The 17,086-nt window shown below is 71.5% G+C and carries 14 protein-coding genes; 2 read left to right on the top strand and 12 right to left on the bottom strand.

The genetic code is table 11. The features are described 5' to 3' along the window. Positions 1-4 precede the first annotated feature (4 nt). From OC490_RS26555 to OC490_RS26515, 9 genes are all read right to left on the bottom strand, one after another. Complete coding sequence (locus tag OC490_RS26555) at positions 5-1,831, bottom strand: sensor histidine kinase (protein WP_262060504.1); 1,827 nt, start codon at positions 1,829-1,831, stop codon at positions 5-7. Next, positions 1,828-2,526 carry a response regulator transcription factor gene (locus tag OC490_RS26550; protein WP_262060503.1) on the bottom strand — a complete coding sequence of 233 codons (699 nt, stop codon included), beginning with the start codon at positions 2,524-2,526 and terminating at the stop codon, positions 1,828-1,830. Before OC490_RS26550 ends, OC490_RS26555 begins: the two co-directional genes overlap by 4 nt. 18 nt (positions 2,527-2,544) lie before the next feature. Beyond that, positions 2,545-3,294, bottom strand: a complete 750-nt coding sequence (locus OC490_RS26545; RefSeq protein ID WP_262060502.1) for a L,D-transpeptidase family protein — start codon at positions 3,292-3,294, stop codon at positions 2,545-2,547. 41 nt (positions 3,295-3,335) lie between these two features. Further along, entirely contained in the window at positions 3,336-4,760 is a 1,425-nt protein-coding gene (locus OC490_RS26540) for a M1 family metallopeptidase (RefSeq protein WP_262060501.1), read from the bottom strand. Between the two features lie 160 nt (positions 4,761-4,920). Then, positions 4,921-7,290 carry a glycoside hydrolase family 65 protein gene (locus tag OC490_RS26535; protein ID WP_262060500.1) on the bottom strand — a complete coding sequence of 790 codons (2,370 nt, stop codon included), beginning with the start codon at positions 7,288-7,290 and terminating at the stop codon, positions 4,921-4,923. Continuing rightward, positions 7,287-8,060 (bottom strand): HAD family hydrolase, encoded by a 774-nt coding sequence (locus tag OC490_RS26530; protein WP_262060499.1) that lies wholly within the window; start codon positions 8,058-8,060, stop codon positions 7,287-7,289. Before OC490_RS26530 ends, OC490_RS26535 begins: the two co-directional genes overlap by 4 nt. Positions 8,061-8,062: 2 nt before the next feature. Then, the gene (locus OC490_RS26525) at positions 8,063-8,938 is read right to left on the bottom strand and encodes a universal stress protein (RefSeq protein WP_262060498.1); all 876 of its coding nucleotides are present in this window, start codon (positions 8,936-8,938) and stop codon (positions 8,063-8,065) included. A gap of 486 nt (positions 8,939-9,424) precedes the next feature. Next, positions 9,425-10,105 carry a helix-turn-helix domain-containing protein gene (locus tag OC490_RS26520; RefSeq protein WP_262060497.1) on the bottom strand — a complete coding sequence of 227 codons (681 nt, stop codon included), beginning with the start codon at positions 10,103-10,105 and terminating at the stop codon, positions 9,425-9,427. A gap of 6 nt (positions 10,106-10,111) precedes the next feature. Then, positions 10,112-11,197: a zinc-dependent alcohol dehydrogenase family protein gene (locus OC490_RS26515; RefSeq protein ID WP_262060496.1), complete on the bottom strand. Its 1,086-nt coding sequence runs from the start codon at positions 11,195-11,197 to the stop codon at positions 10,112-10,114. 389 nt (positions 11,198-11,586) lie between these two features. Here OC490_RS26515 and OC490_RS26510 point away from each other — a divergent pair, with 389 nt between their 5' ends. Continuing rightward, positions 11,587-11,751 carry a hypothetical protein gene (locus OC490_RS26510; protein ID WP_262060495.1) on the top strand — a complete coding sequence of 55 codons (165 nt, stop codon included), beginning with the start codon at positions 11,587-11,589 and terminating at the stop codon, positions 11,749-11,751. A 160-nt stretch (positions 11,752-11,911) separates the two neighbouring features. Here the strand turns inward: OC490_RS26510 and OC490_RS26505 are convergent, their stop codons facing one another. The 3 genes from OC490_RS26505 to OC490_RS26495 are packed head-to-tail and all read right to left on the bottom strand — an operon-like array spanning position 11,912 to position 15,980. After that, positions 11,912-12,568 (bottom strand): potassium channel family protein, encoded by a 657-nt coding sequence (locus tag OC490_RS26505; protein WP_262060494.1) that lies wholly within the window; start codon positions 12,566-12,568, stop codon positions 11,912-11,914. Beyond that, positions 12,565-13,224, bottom strand: coding sequence for a potassium channel family protein (locus OC490_RS26500; RefSeq protein WP_262060493.1), 660 nt, complete (start codon positions 13,222-13,224; stop codon positions 12,565-12,567). The genes OC490_RS26505 and OC490_RS26500 overlap by 4 nt, the downstream gene beginning before the upstream one ends. Continuing rightward, the gene (locus OC490_RS26495; RefSeq protein WP_262060492.1) at positions 13,221-15,980 is read right to left on the bottom strand and encodes a cation-translocating P-type ATPase; all 2,760 of its coding nucleotides are present in this window, start codon (positions 15,978-15,980) and stop codon (positions 13,221-13,223) included. The genes OC490_RS26500 and OC490_RS26495 overlap by 4 nt, the downstream gene beginning before the upstream one ends. A 519-nt stretch (positions 15,981-16,499) precedes the next feature. Here OC490_RS26495 and OC490_RS26490 point away from each other — a divergent pair. Further along, complete coding sequence (locus OC490_RS26490) at positions 16,500-17,015, top strand: nitroreductase/quinone reductase family protein (RefSeq protein WP_262060491.1); 516 nt, start codon at positions 16,500-16,502, stop codon at positions 17,013-17,015. The last annotated feature ends 71 nt before the right edge of the window (positions 17,016-17,086 follow it).

Here is a 17,086-nt window from a genome sequence, read left to right as displayed (position 1 = left end):
CTGCTCAACTTCCCTCCGGCGAGGGCGAGTCGGGAAGCCTCAGGGTGAAGACGGAGCCCGTGCCGGGTTCGCTCGTCGCCTCGACCGTGCCGTCGTGGGCGGCGGCCAGGTCGCGGACGATGGACAGGCCCAGGCCGCTGCCCCCGGTGCGGCGGCTGCGGGACTGGTCGGCGCGCCAGAACCGCTCGAAGACGTGCGGGAGGTCCTCGGGCGCGATGCCGGTACCGGTGTCGGTGACGGTCAGCACGGCCCGGTCGCCCTCGCGCCACGCGGTGAGGGTCACCGTGCCGTCGACCGGCGTGTGGCGCAGCGCGTTGGAGACGAGGTTGCCGAGCACCTGGCGCATGCGGACCGGATCCGCGTCCAGCCAGATGGAGTTGTCCGCCTTGCCGGTCAGGGTGACCCCGGCCGTGTCGGCGGTGACGCGGTACGCGGCGGCGACCTGGTCGAAGAGGTCCTCGACGCGCACGGGTTCGCGGTGCAGCCGCAGGGTCCCGGCGTCGGCCGCCGCGAGGTCCTGGAGGTCGTCGATGACGCGCTGGAGGACCATCGCCTCCTCGTGCAGTGAGCCGAGGAGCGCCGGGTCGGGTTCGACGAAGCCGTCCCGGGTGACCTCCAGCCAGCCCCGGATGTTGGTGAGCGGGCTGCGCAGTTCATGGGCGATGTCGCTGACCATGGCCTTGCGCTGGGCCTCCATGCGTTCGCGGCGCTCGGCGAGGTCGTTGAAGGCCTCGGCCAGGATGCCGGCCTCGTCCCGGGTCCGCACCGGCACCCGGACGTACAGCTCCGGCGGCTGCTGGGCCGCTTCGGTCAGCGCGCGCAGGGGTCGTACGAGCCGCGTGGCGACGACCGCCGTCAGCAGGACCGTGAGCGCCAGCACGGCCGCCGCCGCGCCGACGACCTTGGCCTTGTTGGCCGGGGAGACGTCGAAGCGGGGCGCGGTGGTGTCGCCGCCGCCCAGGAACAGTTCGGCCACCGGCGCTACGTAGGGGGCGAGTTGGGCGCGGCGGGCGTTGTCGGTGCAGGCCTGCGCCTTTCGTATGTCGGCCGCGTCGCCCAGCTTGTTGTACGCGCCTGTGACGTAGCGCGAGCCGAGATTCTTGTCGAAGACGTCGACGCCGAAGTAGGGGACTTTGAAGGTCAAGCCTCCCCGCTCCAGGCAGGGCCGGGCGTTCACCAGCAGGCTCTTCAACGCCTTGCTCTCGGTGACGGTCGGGGTGTTGAGCTTCCCGTCGGCGCACGCCTCGGGCACATAGCCGTTGGCGTTGTTCCCGTCCGCGTCGGTGAGGACGGGACGGCCGCTCGGCGTCATCGTGATGGTCGTGTCGATTCCGGCCTGCGCGAAGCACGCGCGCCGCTCCTTGGCCAGCCCCATCAACCGGGCCCGCTCCTTCGTGGTCACCCGGTACGGTCCGACGACTCGCGGGTCGAGGCCGCTGAGCTGTGCGCCGGGTTCCGTGAACGTGTCGGTGTGCAGCGGGTCGACGCTCGCGGCGGCGCGGGGCGGCAGGGAGGTGCCGTGCGGCGCGGAGTCGGCGATGAGGGTGCGGTCGGAGGTGGTGAGGGCGATACGGCGGCCCATCTTCTTCGACAGGGCGCGGACGGTGGGCGCGACGCCCTTCCACTCGGAGTGGGTCGCGGCGTATCCGCTGAGCTGCGCCAGGATGCGCATGTCGTCGGCGAGGTCCTGTCCCTGTTCCTCCCGGATGGCCCTGGTGGTGGTCTGCACCGCCAGCCAGGCCGTCGCCCCGACCGAGCAGAGGGCGATCAGCACGGTGGCGACGAGCAGCCGTACCAACAGCCGCTTGCGCAGCGGTATCCGGGGCCTCACGCGCGACCGCCGCGCAGCTTGTAGCCGACGCCGAACACGGTCAGCAGCCGGGCCGGTTTGCGTGGGTCGGCCTCTATCTTCCGGCGCAGGTTCATGATGTGGACGTCGACGGCCCGTTCCGTGGACGCCCGGTCGAGGCCCCTGGTGTACTGCAGCAACTGCCGCCGGGAGAAGACCCGTTCGGGCTCGGCGGTCATCGCGAGCAGGATCTCGAACTCGGCCGGTGTGCAGTCCACCGGTGCCCCGTCGCAGCGCACCTCGTGCCGCGCCGGATCGACGGAGAGACCCGCCGCCCGTACGACGGTGTCCTCCGGTCTGCCCTCGACCGTACGGCCGCTGCGCCGCAGGACCGTGCGGATGCGGGCCATCAGTTCGCGCGGGCTGTAGGGCTTGGTCATGTAGTCGTCGGCGCCGAGTTCCAGGCCGAGCAGGACGTCGTCCTCGGTGGAGCGGGCGGTCAGCATGAGGACGGGGATGTCGTCCTGGCCGCGCAGCACCCGGCACACGCCGAAGCCGTCGATCACGGGCAGCATGAGGTCGAGCACCACGAGGTCGGGTCGCAGTTCGCGGGCCGCGGTGATGGCGGCGGCCCCGTCGTGGACGACGGTCGCGGTGTGTCCTTCGGTCAGCAGGGAGCGTCGTATCAGCTCGGCCTGCATCTCGTCGTCCTCGGCGACCAGCACATGTGCGCACATTGGGCGGATCCTAGGCGGTCAGTGCGAGAGGGACGCGGCGTCGCCCATGACGACGACGGGATGCCGGGCGGGGTCCAGGGTGCGCAGCAGTTCCTTCATGTGGTCCTCGGCGATGCTGACGCAGCCGTGGGTGGGACCGCCGTGGTCGACGTGCATCCAGATGCCGCCGCCCCGCGAGGAGCCGAGGGGGCGGGTCCAGTCGAGGGGTGAAGTGCCGGGCTGCCGGTTGTAGTTGATGGCGATCACGTAGTCGAAGGACCCGGCCAGCGGCTCGCCCTCGAAGCCGGTGCCGGGTGAGACGAAGCCCGAGCCCTGGTCGTACGACAGCTTGGTGCCGGGGTCCTTGAGCAGGCCACCCGCGTCCGTGAGCGAGTACACACCGATCGGTGAGCGCAGGTCACCGGCCATGTGGTGGTCCGACCAGCCCTTGAGCGCGTTGTGCGCGGCCCAACTGGCGGTCTGCTGCCAGCCGTCGTCGGTGCGCTCGTACAGGGCCAGGGCGGAGAGGGGGGAGTTCTTGCCCCGGCCGGTCACCAGGACCACCTGCTCGGTGGCGGCGGGTATCCGGGCGAGCATCTTGGGCCCCACGCCCGGGAGTTGGCGGGGTGCGGCCTCGGCGGATATCACCGACGAGGGCGAGGCCGGGGGCGGGGAGGCGGGAGCGGGGGCGGCGGACGTGTGGTCCGTCGCCGCCACCGCACCGCCGCCGCATCCCGTGAGAAACAGGGACACGGCGACGAGTGCGACCGGGGACATACGAGTGATCATGAGTCGACGATGACCGACACATGTGAGGAACTCGTCAGCTCCTACGGCTGGGCCGGCTTGCCTTTCGTGTAGAGCCAGGTGTGGAAGAGGGCATCGAGTCGTCTGCCCGATTTCTGCTCCGCCAGGCTGACGAACTGTGCGGTGGTGCCGTGCCCGTAGCGGTGTCCGCTCGCCCAGGCGCGCAGGATCGCGAGGAAGGTCTTGTCGCCGACGGCCAGGCGCAGTTCGTGCAGTGCCATGGCTCCGCGGGCGTACACGGGTGTGCCGAAGATGTTGGCGCCGCTGCCCGGGTCGCCGGGCGGGAACGCCCACAGGTCGTCGGTCGCCTTGCGGGCGTACAGCGCGTCGAAGGTCTGCTGGGCGGTCTTGCCGCCGTGCTGCTCGCTGTAGAGCCACTCCGCGTAGGTGGCGAAGCCCTCGTTGAGCCAGATGTCCTTCCAGGAGGTCAGCGAGACGGAGTCGCCGAACCACTGGTGGGCGTTCTCGTGCACGAGGGTGCTGAGGTCCGGCGCCGAGTCGTAGATCGGCCGACCCTGGGTCTCCAGGGCGTAGCCGACGTCCGGGGCGTGGTCGACGATCGACCCGGCGGAGCGGAACGGGTAGGGGCCGAACAGCTTGCTCTCCCACTCCAGGACGGAGGGCAGCTTCTTCAGCACGGGCGCAGCGGCGGTGGCCTCGCGGGGGTCGACGGCGTTGTACACCTTGACCCCGTCCTTGGTGGTGTACTGCTCGACCTTGAACTTTCCGACCGTCGCGGTGGCGAGGTAGGCGGCCATCGGCTCCGGCGCGTGCCAGCGGAACGTGGTCTTCCCGTGAGCCGTCTTCTGGCCCAGGAGAACGCCGTTGGCGACCGCGGTGCGCCCCTGCGGGACGGTGATGGTGAAGTCGTACGACGACTTGTCCTTGGGGTGGCTGTTCGCCGGGAACCACGTCATGGCGCCCTGCGGCTCGCCCGCCACGAAGGCGCCGTCGTCGGTGGCGATCCAGCCGTCCGCCGAGCCGTCCGGGTCGGTGACCTGCTTGGGGATGCCGTTGTAGGTGACGGCGATCTGGAACTCCTGTCCCTTGCGCAGGGCCCTGCGCGGGGTGACGACGAGTTCCTGTCCGTCGCGGCGGAAGCCGGCCTTGACGTGGTCGACCGTCAGGCCGGTGATCGTCAGGCCCTTGAAGTCGAGGTCGAAGCGGGTGAGCTTCTCGGTGGCGCGGGCGGTGAGGACCGCCTTGCCGTCGAGGTGGCGGCTCGCCGGGTCGTAACGGAGCGTCAGGCCGTAGTGGGCGACGTGGTAGCCGCCGTTCCCGGAGAGCGGGAAGTACGGGTCGCCCACGCCGGACGAGCCGGTCGTGGTGGCTCCGGCCGGCGCGGCGGCGGCGAGCAGGGCCGCGACGGCGACGGGGACGGTGGCCACGACGGCGCTGCGGCGGAGGACGGCGGTGCGTCTTGTGGACTGCTGCCGGAGGTGCGTCACATGCGCTCCTACAGAGTGAGGGGGGTGATCATTCGTCTCAGAGACTAGGCCGCCCGCTCCCTCGGAATCCCTCTCGTAGAGGCAAAGTCGTACAACGGCGTGTTCCACCCGCGCGGACCCAACACCGGCCGCGCTCCGGTCCTCGTCCCGGAGGTGACGGTCAGTCGCCGAGTACGAGCCGGCCCGTCTCCCCCGGCTGGAGGCAGACCGCGCGGCCGGGCAGCCGCACATCGATCGGCGAGGCCTCGGAGGACGGTACGTCGATGTCCAGCCGCCCTCGCTCCAGCCTCAGCCGCACACCCCAGTGGCCCTGATAGCGCAGCGCGAATCCGTACGACGACAGTTCCGGCAGCGGCACCGGATCGAGCCACAGCGCCCCGCTGCGGGTCTCCAGTCCGGTCAGTCCCCGCTGCACCAGGTCGAGGGTCCCCGCCATGGCGCCCAGGTGGATGCCCTCGCCCGTCGTGCCGCCCTGTACGTCGGCGATGTCACCCTGGAGTGCCTCCTGGCAGAACTTCCACGCCTCGGCCCGCCGTGCCCTCGCCAGCACCCAGCCGTGGACCAGTCCGCTGAGGGTGGAGCCGTGGCTCGTGCGACTCAGGTAGTGATCGACCGTGCGCCGCCAGGTGTCCTCGCCCAGCCGGAGTCCCAACCGGCCGAACAGGCCCCGGAGTTCGGCCGGCGAGAACAGGTAGCCCAGCATCAGGACGTCGGCCTGTTTGGAGGCCCGGTAGCGGTTGACGGTGTCGCTCTCGGCCTCCAGGATCCGGTCGAGGCGCCGGATGTCGCCGTACCGCCGCCGGTATCCCTCCCAGTCGAGTTCCTCCAGGTCGCCGTAGCCCTCGAACTGGCTGACGACTCCGTCGTGGAAGGGGACGTGGAGGGTGCGGGACACGTCCTCCCATTGCTCCATCTCTCCGCCGTCCAGGCCGGTGCGCTCTACGAGTTCGCGTCGCCGTGGCTCGGGGAGGGCGCGGAGCAGTTCGAGTGTGCGGGTCAGTACCCAGGCGGCGGTGACGTTGGTGTACGCGTTGTCGTCGAGTCCGGGCGCCGCCGCACCGGGATACGCGTCGTGGTACTCGTCGGGTCCGACCACGCCCTTGATCCGATGGCGTCCCATGTCCTCGTCGTAGACGGCCGCGTCGGCCCAGAAGCGCGCGATCTGCAGCAGCATCTCGGCGCCCTTGGTGTGCAGGAACTCGGTGTCGCCGCTGGCCTCGCAGTACTGCCAGACGTTGTAGGCGATCGCGGAGCCCACGTGGTGCTGGAGGTGGGAGTAATCGGGCAGCCAGCGGCCGGAGTTGGGGTTGAGGTGGTGCCGCTGGGTCTCCTCGCGTCCGTCGCTGCCGCTCTGCCAGGGGTACATGGCGCCCTTGCGGCCCGCTTCCCGGGCTGCGGTGCAGGCCTGTTCGAGGCGCCGGTGGCGGTAGCGGAGCAGGGCGCGGGAAACCTCGGGGAAGTGCAGGTTGAGATAGGGCAGGACGAACAGTTCGTCCCAGAAGACGTGACCGCGGTAGGCCTCGCCGTGCAGTCCCCGGGCCGGTACGCCGACGTCGAGGTCGGCGGTGTGCGGGGACAGGGTCTGCAGCACGTGGAAGAGGTGCAGCCGCAGGATGCGGCCGGCCTCGCCGTCCACATCGAGGGCGGAGCGGCGCCAGAGCTGGTCCCAGGCCGTTAGATGGTCGTCGAGCAGATCGTCGAAGCCGGGTGCCCGGCCGACCCGGTCGACCGCGGCGCGCAGCGGATCGCTGATCGCGGGGTCGCGGGAGGTGTGCAGCACGATCGTCTTGTCCACGGTGACCGTGCGGCCGTCCGCCAGGCTCAGTCGCACGTGCTGCAAGGCGCGCGGCCCCTTGTGAGTGGCCGTCACGGGCGCGTCGGCGTTCAGCCGCGCCGCCATGGCGAGCCTGATGTCCGAGGTGCGGGTGCGGCAGCGCAGCCACACCGTGTCCGACGCGGCGGTTCCGGTGTGGACGTGAGTGAGGTGACGTCCGTCCAGGTCCCGGTAACGCGCCACGCCCGCGTTGGTGACACCGCCGTCCAGTGCCGCCTCCACGTCGAGTTCGCCGGAGAAGCCCTCGGCGGTGAACTCGGTGCGCAGCGCGGCCACATGGGGGTCGCCCATGTGCACGAGCCGTTGCTGCCGTACGGCCAACGTCCGTTCCCCGCCGAGGTCGAAGCGTGTCCGCCGTTCCAGCAGCCCGGAGGCCAGGTGGAGGCACTGGCGGTGCTCGATCACCGGTGTGTTGTCCGGGGTGAGCCATGGCCCGCCGCTCAGCTTGAACCGCAGGGGCAGCCAGTTCGGCACGTTGACCATGTCCTCGTTCTCGACCCGGCGGCCGGCCACGTCCGAGGTGAGCCGGTTGTAACAGCCGGCGACATACGTGCCGGGGTAGTGCACCTCGTCCGCGTCGCACTCCGGAAGGGCGCCGCGGGTGGCGAAGTAGCCGTTGCCCAGCGTGCACAGCGACTCCCGCAGACGCTCGTCGGCGGGAACGTAGCCCTCGTACTCCCAGGTCCAGTCCGTCACTTCGGCGATTCCTCCGTGCAGAGCTCTCCGAGATCCCGTACGACGATGTCGGCGCCGTGCCTCAGCAACCTCTCGCCCGTGCCGCGGTCGGCCGCGCGGTCCACACCGATGACGAGGGCGAAGCCACCGAGACGGCCCGCCTCCACACCGGCCACGGCATCCTCGACGACGGCGGCACGAGAGGCGGGGACGCCGAGACGGTGGACCGCCTCCAGGAAGAGATCGGGCCGCGGCTTGCCCGGCAGGCCCAGCCGGGCCGCCTCGCCTCCGTCCACCAGCACGTCGAAAAGGTCCAGCACCCCGGCCCGGGTGAGCAGTTCGCGGGCGTGGCGGGACGCGGAGGCCGCGGCCCGGGGAACACCGGCCCGGCGCAGGGCGCGCACCAGCCGCACCGTTCCGGGATACGCGTCGACCCCGTGCCTGCTCAGGTGCTCGGTGAACAGCCGCTCCTTGTCGTCGGCGACCTCCCGCACCGTCCGCGGCGACGGCTCGATGCCGCGCGAGGCGAGGAAGGCGGTGGCGCCGTCGAAGCGGGACTTGCCGTCCACGTGGCGGAGGTAGTCGTCGCGTACGTCGAACGGCCCGCGCAGGGCCGGATCCTCGGGCGGGTGCTCGCGCAGGAAGGCGTCGAACGCCGTCTTCCAGGCCGCGGCGTGCACCCGGGCCGAGTCGGTGATCACTCCGTCGGTATCGAAGACGACGGCCCGCACGTCCCTCAGTACTGGGGACGGCAGGTCGTGGAGCGTGGGGGTGGTCGGTCGACGGTCCATCGTCACACCGGCTGCGGTACGACGGCCACCGGGCAGTCCGCGTGGTGCAGCAACGTGTGTGCCACGCGGCCCAGTTGGAGGCCGAAGTGACCGGTCCGGCGCTTGGCTCCGACGATCACGAGGTCGGCGGCGGCCGTCCGGTTCAGCAACACCCTGCGGGCCGGGCCCTCCACCGTGCTGCGGCGCACCCGCACACCGGGGTGGTCCGCCGCGGGGTCGTGCAGCAGGGCGTCGAGCAGGGCGGCCGCCCACTCCTCGTGGTGGTGCGCCGGGTCCTCGGCCAGCCGCGGGTCGTCGGCGGTCTCGTGCGCCGGGCAACGCCAGGCGCGTACGACGTCGAGGGTGCACTTGCGGGCCTCCGCCTCGCGGAAGGCGAAACGCACCGCTTCTCCGCCGGTGGCGGGTTCGCCGGCACCGAGCAGGATCCGTTCGTGGGTGCTCTCCAGACCGGCCCTGTCCCCGCGGACGACGATCACGGGGCAGTGGGCGCGGGCGGCCACCGCCAGGCTGACCGAACCGAGGAGCAGACCTGCCACTTCGCCGCGTCCGCGCACTCCGGTGACGAGCGCGGACGCGTTGTGGCCTTCGCGTACGAGGATGCTCGCCGCCTCGTCGGGGACAACCTCCGTGGAGACCTTCACCTCGGGACGGCGTCGGCGGGCGCGCTCCGCCGCCGATCCGACGGTGTTGTCCGCCATGACCTGCCGGGAGGGGCGCTCTCGGCCGCCCGACGACACCGCGCTTTCGTATCGCTCCCACAGGGATGCGTACACCAGCCGCAGCGGCAGCCCGAGCCGGGCCGCTTCGTCCACCGCCCAGTCGACCGCGAGCAGGCTCCCGTCCGATCCGTCGACACCCACGACCAGGGGCAGTTCCATCGTTCTCGCCGCCTTTCGTCGGGCTGCGCAACCGCACAGCAGAACGGTTCCGTTGCCCAGCGTCGCACTCCCCCGTCCTGTCGCAGCAGGGGCACTTCGGCCCCGAAAGTGGCCGTTCGGCCCATGTGAGGTGCCCGCTCCGCGGTGGTGACCACCGCGGCCGGGACGTTCCTCCCTCGGAATCGGGGCCGATCGGCCCTGGCGCGGGACTGGCCCGCGTGTTGTGCTGAAGGTGACGGGAAGGGCCCGCAGAGGGACGCGGAGAGGCGGTCTTCGAGCCGTGCACCGCGCAATCAGGATCCGCGAGAAGCGGATGGACCCTTCCCGCCCCTTTGTGAAGCCTGCCCGTCATCGTCCGGTGCACTGGCCACGAAGATGGGCCGCCCGGCGACGCCCGTGCTCGGTCAAGTCCGGCAGCCGGCTCGCGCGGGCCTGCCGACGGCACAGGTTTTCCGGCGTCGGCGTACGTCGGGTACAACACGTACGTCAGGCGTCCACCGCTATCCGCCGCCCGGTCATGGCGTCCGGTCGGACGGACACCCACAACTCGCGCTGCCCGCCCGCCCACGGTGTGCTGTACGCCAGCTCCGTCAGCCTGCGGACGGCGTCAGGCTCCGTCACAGCCGTCGCCCTCCCTCGTACGAGTACGCTCCAGCCAGTGCTGAACGCGTCGTCGATACGGTCGACCTCGAAGGCCACGCGACAGCCGACCGCCCGGGACGTGACGCTGCCGGGATCGGTGCGGAAAACGATGAGGCCGTCGACGACGCTGTAGTTGACGGGAACGATCACAGGCCCGTCCTCGACGGGTATCGCCAGCCGTCCCACGCCGTGCGTGGAGAGCAGGGTGCGGCACTCCTGCGTGCTCAGTTCGACGAATCCGGCATGGCGGTCGGCCTGTTCCGGGCCCGGCGGCAACTCGACGTCACCGCCCGTCAGATGCGCCAGCGTGGTGCCCAGGACGCCCGCGAGACGGAGCAGGACGCCGGTGCTGGGCGCGGCGCCATGATGCTCCTCCAGGTATCGCAGATAACTCGGGGCCACTCCCGCCCGGTCGGCCGTCTCCTTCCGGGTCAGGCCGCGCTCCGTACGTCGCTGGACGAGGCGACGCCCCAGGTCGCCCACCGGTGGCCGGTGGGTCGTGTCCGGCGTAGCTCGGTGGCTCATGGTCTGTCACGTCCTCTCCTCTGGCGGCCCAACCACAACGACTTCCTCGTGCCGCGTCCCGCCGAGTACGACCTTGAGGGCACCGGTGTCGGCGGCCTTGCCGAAGACCTCGTACGCCTCCTCCATACGCTCCAGCGGGAACGTGTGGGTGACCAGCTGCGAGGTCGGCAACCGACCGGCCGCAGCCATCCGCAGCAGCGTGGGCGTGGAGTACGTGTCCACCAGACCCGTGGTGATGGTGACGTTCTTGATCCACAAGTCTTCGAGGTGCAGGGTCGCGGGCCTGCCGTGCACACCCACGTTCGCGACATGACCACCCGGACGCACCATCCGCGTGCACAGCTCGAACGTCTCCGGCACTCCCACCGCCTCGATCACGACGTCCGCCCCCATCCCGTCGGTCAGATCGGCGACCAGTTGCTCGGGGGCTTCACGGGCATCCACCACCGCATCCGCACCGAACCGCTTCGCCGCCTCCAGCCGGGCAGCGGCCACATCCACCGCGACGACCCGCTCCGGCGAGAACAACCGCGCCGTGGCGATCGCCGCCAGCCCCACCGGACCGGCACCGACCACAGCGACGGTGTCGCCGGGACGCACCTGTCCGTTGAGCACACCCACCTCGTACCCGGTGGGGAAGATGTCCGCCAGCAGCACCGCGTCCCTGGCATCCAGCGCGCTGGGCAGCGGATGGACGGACAGATCCGCGTGCGGGACCCGCACGTACTCCGCCTGCGTGCCGTCGATCAGATGCCCCAGGATCCAGCCCCCGCCACCGCGGCACTGCCCGTACATGGCCCGACGGCAGTAGGCGCAACGCCCGCAGGCCGTGATGCAGGAGACCAGGACCCGGTCCCCGGGCCGCACTGTACGCACGTCGGAACCCGCCTCCACCACCTCCCCCACCGCCTCATGACCCAGCACCGTCCCCGGGCGCACCTCGGGCACATCACCCCTCAGAATGTGCAGATCGGTTCCACAGATCGTGACGGCATCAACACGCACGATCACATCAGTGGGATCCTTGATACCCGGATCCGGGACACCGTCCCAGGAGGACCGACCCGGCCCGTGGAAGACATAGCCCTTCATGACGTTCCTTCCCTTCTCGGTCTCCCCGAGAGCCTGGCCTCCGATTGCAGGGACGGGCGCGGCTTCCCCAGAGGCGCACACGATGACCGAAATGCCCATCACATCCAGCTTGTCGCGGATTCCGGCCCGGCGCTTGGGCCGGTCGGCCCCGATCGGCTCGCCGGTCGGGGGTCCTCGGCCGGACCCCGTCCGCTGTGCGGGCCTTGTGTTCCCCCGGTCCGGCCCATGCCACGGCCGCTTCCAGGCCGGCACCGTCGTGACCGGTGAGCACCGCAAGGAGGTGCGGTTCGATGGGCGGCGGCAGGCGTACGGCAAGACTGTTCTGGCGGTGGCGGCGCAATTCGTTGCGTCGGCGCGACGACATCGTCGAGGCATGAATCGTGCCGGCCGTGTCGCTGGTCGTCCTGCTCGGAGGCGCGCCGGTCGGCCTGGTGACGGCTCACAGCGCCGACGAGGTGTTCGCCGGGCGGCACCCGGCTCACGCGGTCCTCCTCACAGCCGCCCCCCAGCAGCGGCTCGGCGATCGGCGGAGCCCGTCCGCGTCCGCCGTCTAGTCGGCACCCTGGACGGCGCCGCCGCTCTCGGACCCGCCGGTACCGCGATCGGCGCCGGAGCCGTCGCACGGTGGTGGCTCGACCGGTGACGGATCGAGCGGTGGGGCTGGCGTGGGACGTGGCCGGTCCGCGGTGGGGGCACAAGACCGGTTGACCGATGTCACTGGAAGGCCGCGTGGATCTCCTGTTCGGTGGCCGCGTGCGAGACGACGAGAAGTTCGTCGCCGCTCCGGAGCCGCATCTCGGGGGTGGGGACGGTGGGCTGGCCGTCGCGGATGACGGTGGCGATGACCGCGCCCGCGGGAAGGGTGATCTCGGCCAGTGTGCGTCCTGAGGCGCGGGACTGCGGTGTGATGGCGGTTTCGATGACGTCGACACCCGCCTTGCTCAGGCGCAGCAGGGCCACGGTGTCCGTGGCACCGGTGGCCTCCTCTATGAGCGAGATCAGCGGAGTGGCCGCCGGGACCGCCGTGTCGACTCCCCAGTTCCGGTCGAACAGCCAGGTGTTCTCGGCCTCGTTGACGCGTGCCGCGACCCGGGGCACCTCGAACTGCCGCTTGGCGAGCAGGCTGATGACGAGGTTGTCCTCGTCGTCGCCGGTGGCCGCGATGACGAGGTCGGCGGCGAGCACGCCCGCGTGCTCCAGGACGGCGGGTTCACAGGCGTCCCCGGTCAGGAGCCGTACGGGAAGGTGGCCTTCGAGCCCGGCGACGCGGTCCTCGTCGATGTCGACGAGGGTGACGTCGTTGCGGGCCGCGGCCAGGACCTGGGCGATCTGGGTGCCGAGGCGCCCCGCTCCGGCGATGAGCGCCTTCATGTCCCCAACTCCTTGTCCAGAAAGCCGCGCAGGCGGCCGAGCGCGGTGGCCGCGACGGCGAAGGTCACCAGGTCGCCCGGCTCGGCGCGGGTGCTGTGGGCGGGCACGAGCGACCGTCCGCCGCGGGTGACCTCGACGACCCGGACCTCACCGTCCACGTCGAACTCGGCCAGCCGCCGCCCGTTGAGGTAGGAGGGCAGCTCGGAGCGGACCAGCAGGGTCTCACCGTTGCCGAAGGTGAGTTCCGGTGTGAGGTGGCGGTGCAGCAGCATCTGGTGGATCTGGTGCACGGTCCAGCGGACGCTGGCGATGGTGGGGATGCCGAGCTCGCGGTAGATGTCCGCGCGGCGCGGATCGTAGATGCGGGCGACGACGATGGGGACCCGGTAGGTCTCCTTGGCCGTCCGCGCGCTGACGATGTTGCTGTTGTCGCCCGAGGTGGCGGCCACGAACGCGTCGGCGTGCTCGATCCCGGCGGCTTCGAGGACCGTCCGGCTGTACGCGTTGCCCTCGTGGAACCGGCCGGGGAAGCCGGTCGGCAACAGTTTGCGGGTGCCGGGCCGGCGGTCGATGAGGTGTACGTCGTGGCCTTCGGCGACGAGCTGGACGGCGAGTGCGGAGCCCACCCGCCCGCAGCCCGCGATGATCACTTTCATTGCGCTCCTTCCTTTCGGTCTGTGGGCCGGCGGTGCCGCAGCCACCACTTGCGGGCTTCCTCGGCGGCCAGCAGCAGTACGCCGAATCCGGCGAGGACCGCCCAGTCGGAGGCTGCCAGCGGGGCCGTGTGGAAGACCGCCTGCAGGAGCGGCAGATAACTGATCGCGGCCATCAACCCGATGCCGAAGCAGCCGGCGGCCAGCAGCCAGGGGTTGGACAGCAGGCCGATCCGGAACACGCTCTGCCGGTCGGTGCGCACGGCGAGCGCGTTGAAGAACTGGCTGACCACGATGCCTGCCTGGACCATGGTGATCGCCTCCCGGTAGGCGGTGTCGTGCACGGTGAAGTCGGCGTAGGGGATGCCGGAGGCGTGGATGTGCCAGAAGAACACGGTGCACACGCCGAGCGACTGGATGCCGCCGAGGAAGAGGATCCGGCCCATCACGGCGGTGGAGAACAGCCGTTCGTTCTTCGAGCGCGGCGGGCGGTCCATGACGTCGGGCTCGGGCGGCTCGGCGCCCAGCGCGAGGGCAGGCAGGACGTCGGAACCGAGGTCGATCGCGAGGATCTGCACGGCGGTGATCGGGACAAGTGGGAATCCGGCGAAGGTGGCCGCGAGGATCGGGACGAGTTCGGCGATGTTGTGGCTGAAGAGGTAAATCAGGAACTTGCGGATGTTCTGGTAGACCGACCGGCCCAGGCGCACCGCCGTGGTGATGGACGCGAAGGAGTCGTCCAGCAGCACCATGACGGCGGCCTCACGGGCCACGTCGGTGCCGGAGGCGCCCATGGCGACGCCGATGTCGGCGTGCTTGAGCGCGGGTGCGTCGTTGGCGCCGTCACCGGTGACGGCGACGACCTCGCCGCGCCGTTGCAGGGCGGCGACCACCCGCATCTTGTGCTCGGGGCTGACCCGGCACAGCAGCAGTTCCCCCGACTCGGCGAGCAGGGTGTCCAGGGCGTCGTCGTCGAGTGCGTCCAGGCGGACGCCGGTCACGACGGTGGGCTCCGGCCCCCGGACGATGCCCACCCGGCGGGCGACGGCCTCCGCGGTCAGCGGGTGGTCGCCGGTGACCATGACGATGCGGATGCCGGCGTGCCGACAGGCATCGACGGCGGCCCTGACCTCGGGCCGGGGCGGGTCGAGCATGCCGACCAGGCCCAGCAGGGTGAGTTCCGACTCGGTCTCGTCCTGGGTGGGACGGCCGTCGGGGAGATCCCGCGACGCCGCCGCCAGGACCCGCAGTCCCTGAGAAGCCAGTTCGTCGTTGGCAGCGATCACCGCCGCCCGCAGTTCCTCGGTCAGCGGCCGTCGCTCACCCTTCCAGTCGACGGCGGTGCAGCGGGCGAGCAGTTCCTGCGGCGCGCCCTTGACGCAGGCGTGGAGAGCGCCGTGCGCGTCGCGGTGCACGGTGCTCATCAGCTTGCGGGTCGAGTCGAAAGGGAACTCCGTGACGCGGGGCGTCGCGGCCTCCTCGGCCGCCGGGTCGACACCGGCCTTCGCCGCGGCGACGAGTACGGCTCCCTCGGTGGTGTCCCCCAGGACCCGCCAGCCCTCCGGCTCCGACGGCGGGACCATTCGCGCGTCGCAGCACAGGGCCGCCGTACGGAGCAGCTCACGCACCGGCTTCGGGTCGGTCACCTCGCCGGTCGGCGTGTACCCCACTCCGGAGACGGGGTGTCGGACGCCGCCCGCCCACACCTGTACGACGGTCATCTCGGCCTGGGTGAGGGTGCCCGTCTTGTCCGTGCACACGACGGTGGTGGAACCGAGGGCCTCCACCGCCAGCAGCTTCTTGACAAGTGCGCGCCGGGCGGCCATACGCCGTACGCCGATCGCCAGCGACACCGACAGCGTCGCGGGCAGTCCCTCGGGCACCATGGCGACCATCACGCCGAGCGCGAAGACGAAGGTCTCGACGAGCGGCCGGCCGGCCGGCAGCCGCACCGCGAACAGCAGCGCTCCGATCGCCAGCGCCGCGCCCGCCACCCGGCGGGCCATCGACGCGACCTGGATCTGCAGAGGGGTCTTCTGGCGCGGTGCCGCGGCCGCGAGCCGGAAGATGCGTCCGAACTCGGTCTCCCCGCCGGTGGCGAACACCACGGCTTTCGCGGTGCCCGCCACGACGTCGGTACCCATGAACAGGCAGTTGCGGGCCTCCAGCACCGGCCCGTCCGCCACCGGTTGGCGGGTACGGCCGACGGCGTCGCTCTCCCCCGTGAGCGCCGCGTTGTTCACCGAGACCTCGTGCGCCTCCACGAGCCGGCAGTCCGCCGGCACCGCGTCCCCCGCCTCCAGGACCACGACGTCCCCGGGGAGCAGATCACGCGCGGGCAGCTCCAGCCGCTCCCCGCCCCGCAGCACCCGGCAGGTGTGGGGCACCATCGCCTGGAGCGACTCGGCGGTCCGCTCGGCGGAGTACTCCTGCACGAAGCCGATGCCCGCGTTCAGCAGCACCACGCAGAGGATCGCCACGGCCAGTTGCAGGGTGCCCGCGTCATGCGGTTCCTGGAGTCCGTATGCCAGGAAGGTGATCCCGGACGCGACGGCCAGGACCACCGCGAACAGGTCCGTGAACTGGCCGGCGAGGTCCCGCCACCAGCCCCTGCGCCGGGCCCGCGGCAGCTCGTTGGGGCCGTACCGCTCCCGCCGTCGGCTCAGGTCCGCGGGCGCCAGGCCGCGCGGCGAGGTGTCCAGGGCGGCGAAGACGTCCCGGGTGGCCAGGGTCTGCAGCGCGGGGCCGCTCGTCGTCACGGCGTGGCCCCGGATACGGCCGTGGACTCGGACCTCGCGGCCGGGCGTGGCCTGAGGACGTCGAAGAGGGCGGCGTGGCAGGCGGCCATGTACTCATCGTGGAGTCCGTCGTCCCGGGTCGCACCTCCGTCACCTGGGATCACGTACGGTGCCCGCTGCGGCGCTTGTGCGGCGTTCATCCCCCAAGAATCCGTGGTTCCGCGCCGCACGGGCGCGGGCCGTACGGCCCTCACGGAGGAGCCGTTCGGCCCTGCGAGCGGCGGCGGTTGCCGCGCGTCTCGCAGAGGTGCCGGAGCGGCCGATGCCGGGCCGGATGCCGCCGTCCGGGGCCCGTCCGGCCCTGGCCGGACGGGCCGCAGCGGGCGGACTCTGGCGGACAAGGGGGTGCACCGACCGGCCCCCGTCCAGTGCGGAGAGGGGACGACCGTGCTCACGACCAGGCAAGCCGCAACGCAGTTCCTCACCGGAAGGCGTGCCGCCCCACCAACGTGCGGTGACGTGCCGAGGGGGGTGTGAGCCATGGAACGTGACGACTCGGCCCGCCGGCTGCACCGGATCGACCGGTGGCTGTACCGCGGCGGCCGCCCGGGACGCCTGGCACGCGTGATGAACCGGCAGTCGGCACTTGCCGCTTCGGCGGGGCTGGCGCCTCGGCGCATGGTCACGCTGGAGGTGCCCGGGCGCCGTACGGGCCGACGTATCTCGCTGCCTCTGGTGGTCGCTGACTACGAGGGCGAGCGCTATCTGGTCTCGATGCTCGGCCCGGACGCGAACTGGGTGCGCAACGTCCGGGCGGCCGGCGGGCGGGCGGTGCTGCGGCGCGGCCGGCGCGAGGCCGTACGCCTCGAAGAGGTCGAGGTCGGCGACCGGGCGCCGGTCCTGCGCCGCTATCTCGCCCTGGCACCGGGAGCCCGGCCGCATCTGCCGGTGGACCGGCGGGCCCCGCTGGAGGAGTTCGCCCGGATCGCCGACCGGGTTCCCGTCTTCCGGGTCCGGCCCGACCGGCCGGGGTCGGGCGACGGAAACCGAACCTGACCACCGCGTCCGCCGCCGCGGGAAGCCCCGCCGCCGCTCGCGAGCATGCGTCGCCGTCTCCCACTCCTCCG

Source organism: Streptomyces sp. STR69, from assembly GCF_024519455.1.
Taxonomy (GTDB): Bacteria; Actinomycetota; Actinomycetes; order Streptomycetales; family Streptomycetaceae; genus Streptomyces.
Note: the sequence above shows the minus strand (reverse complement) of the source record. Positions and strands in the feature narration are given on the sequence as shown.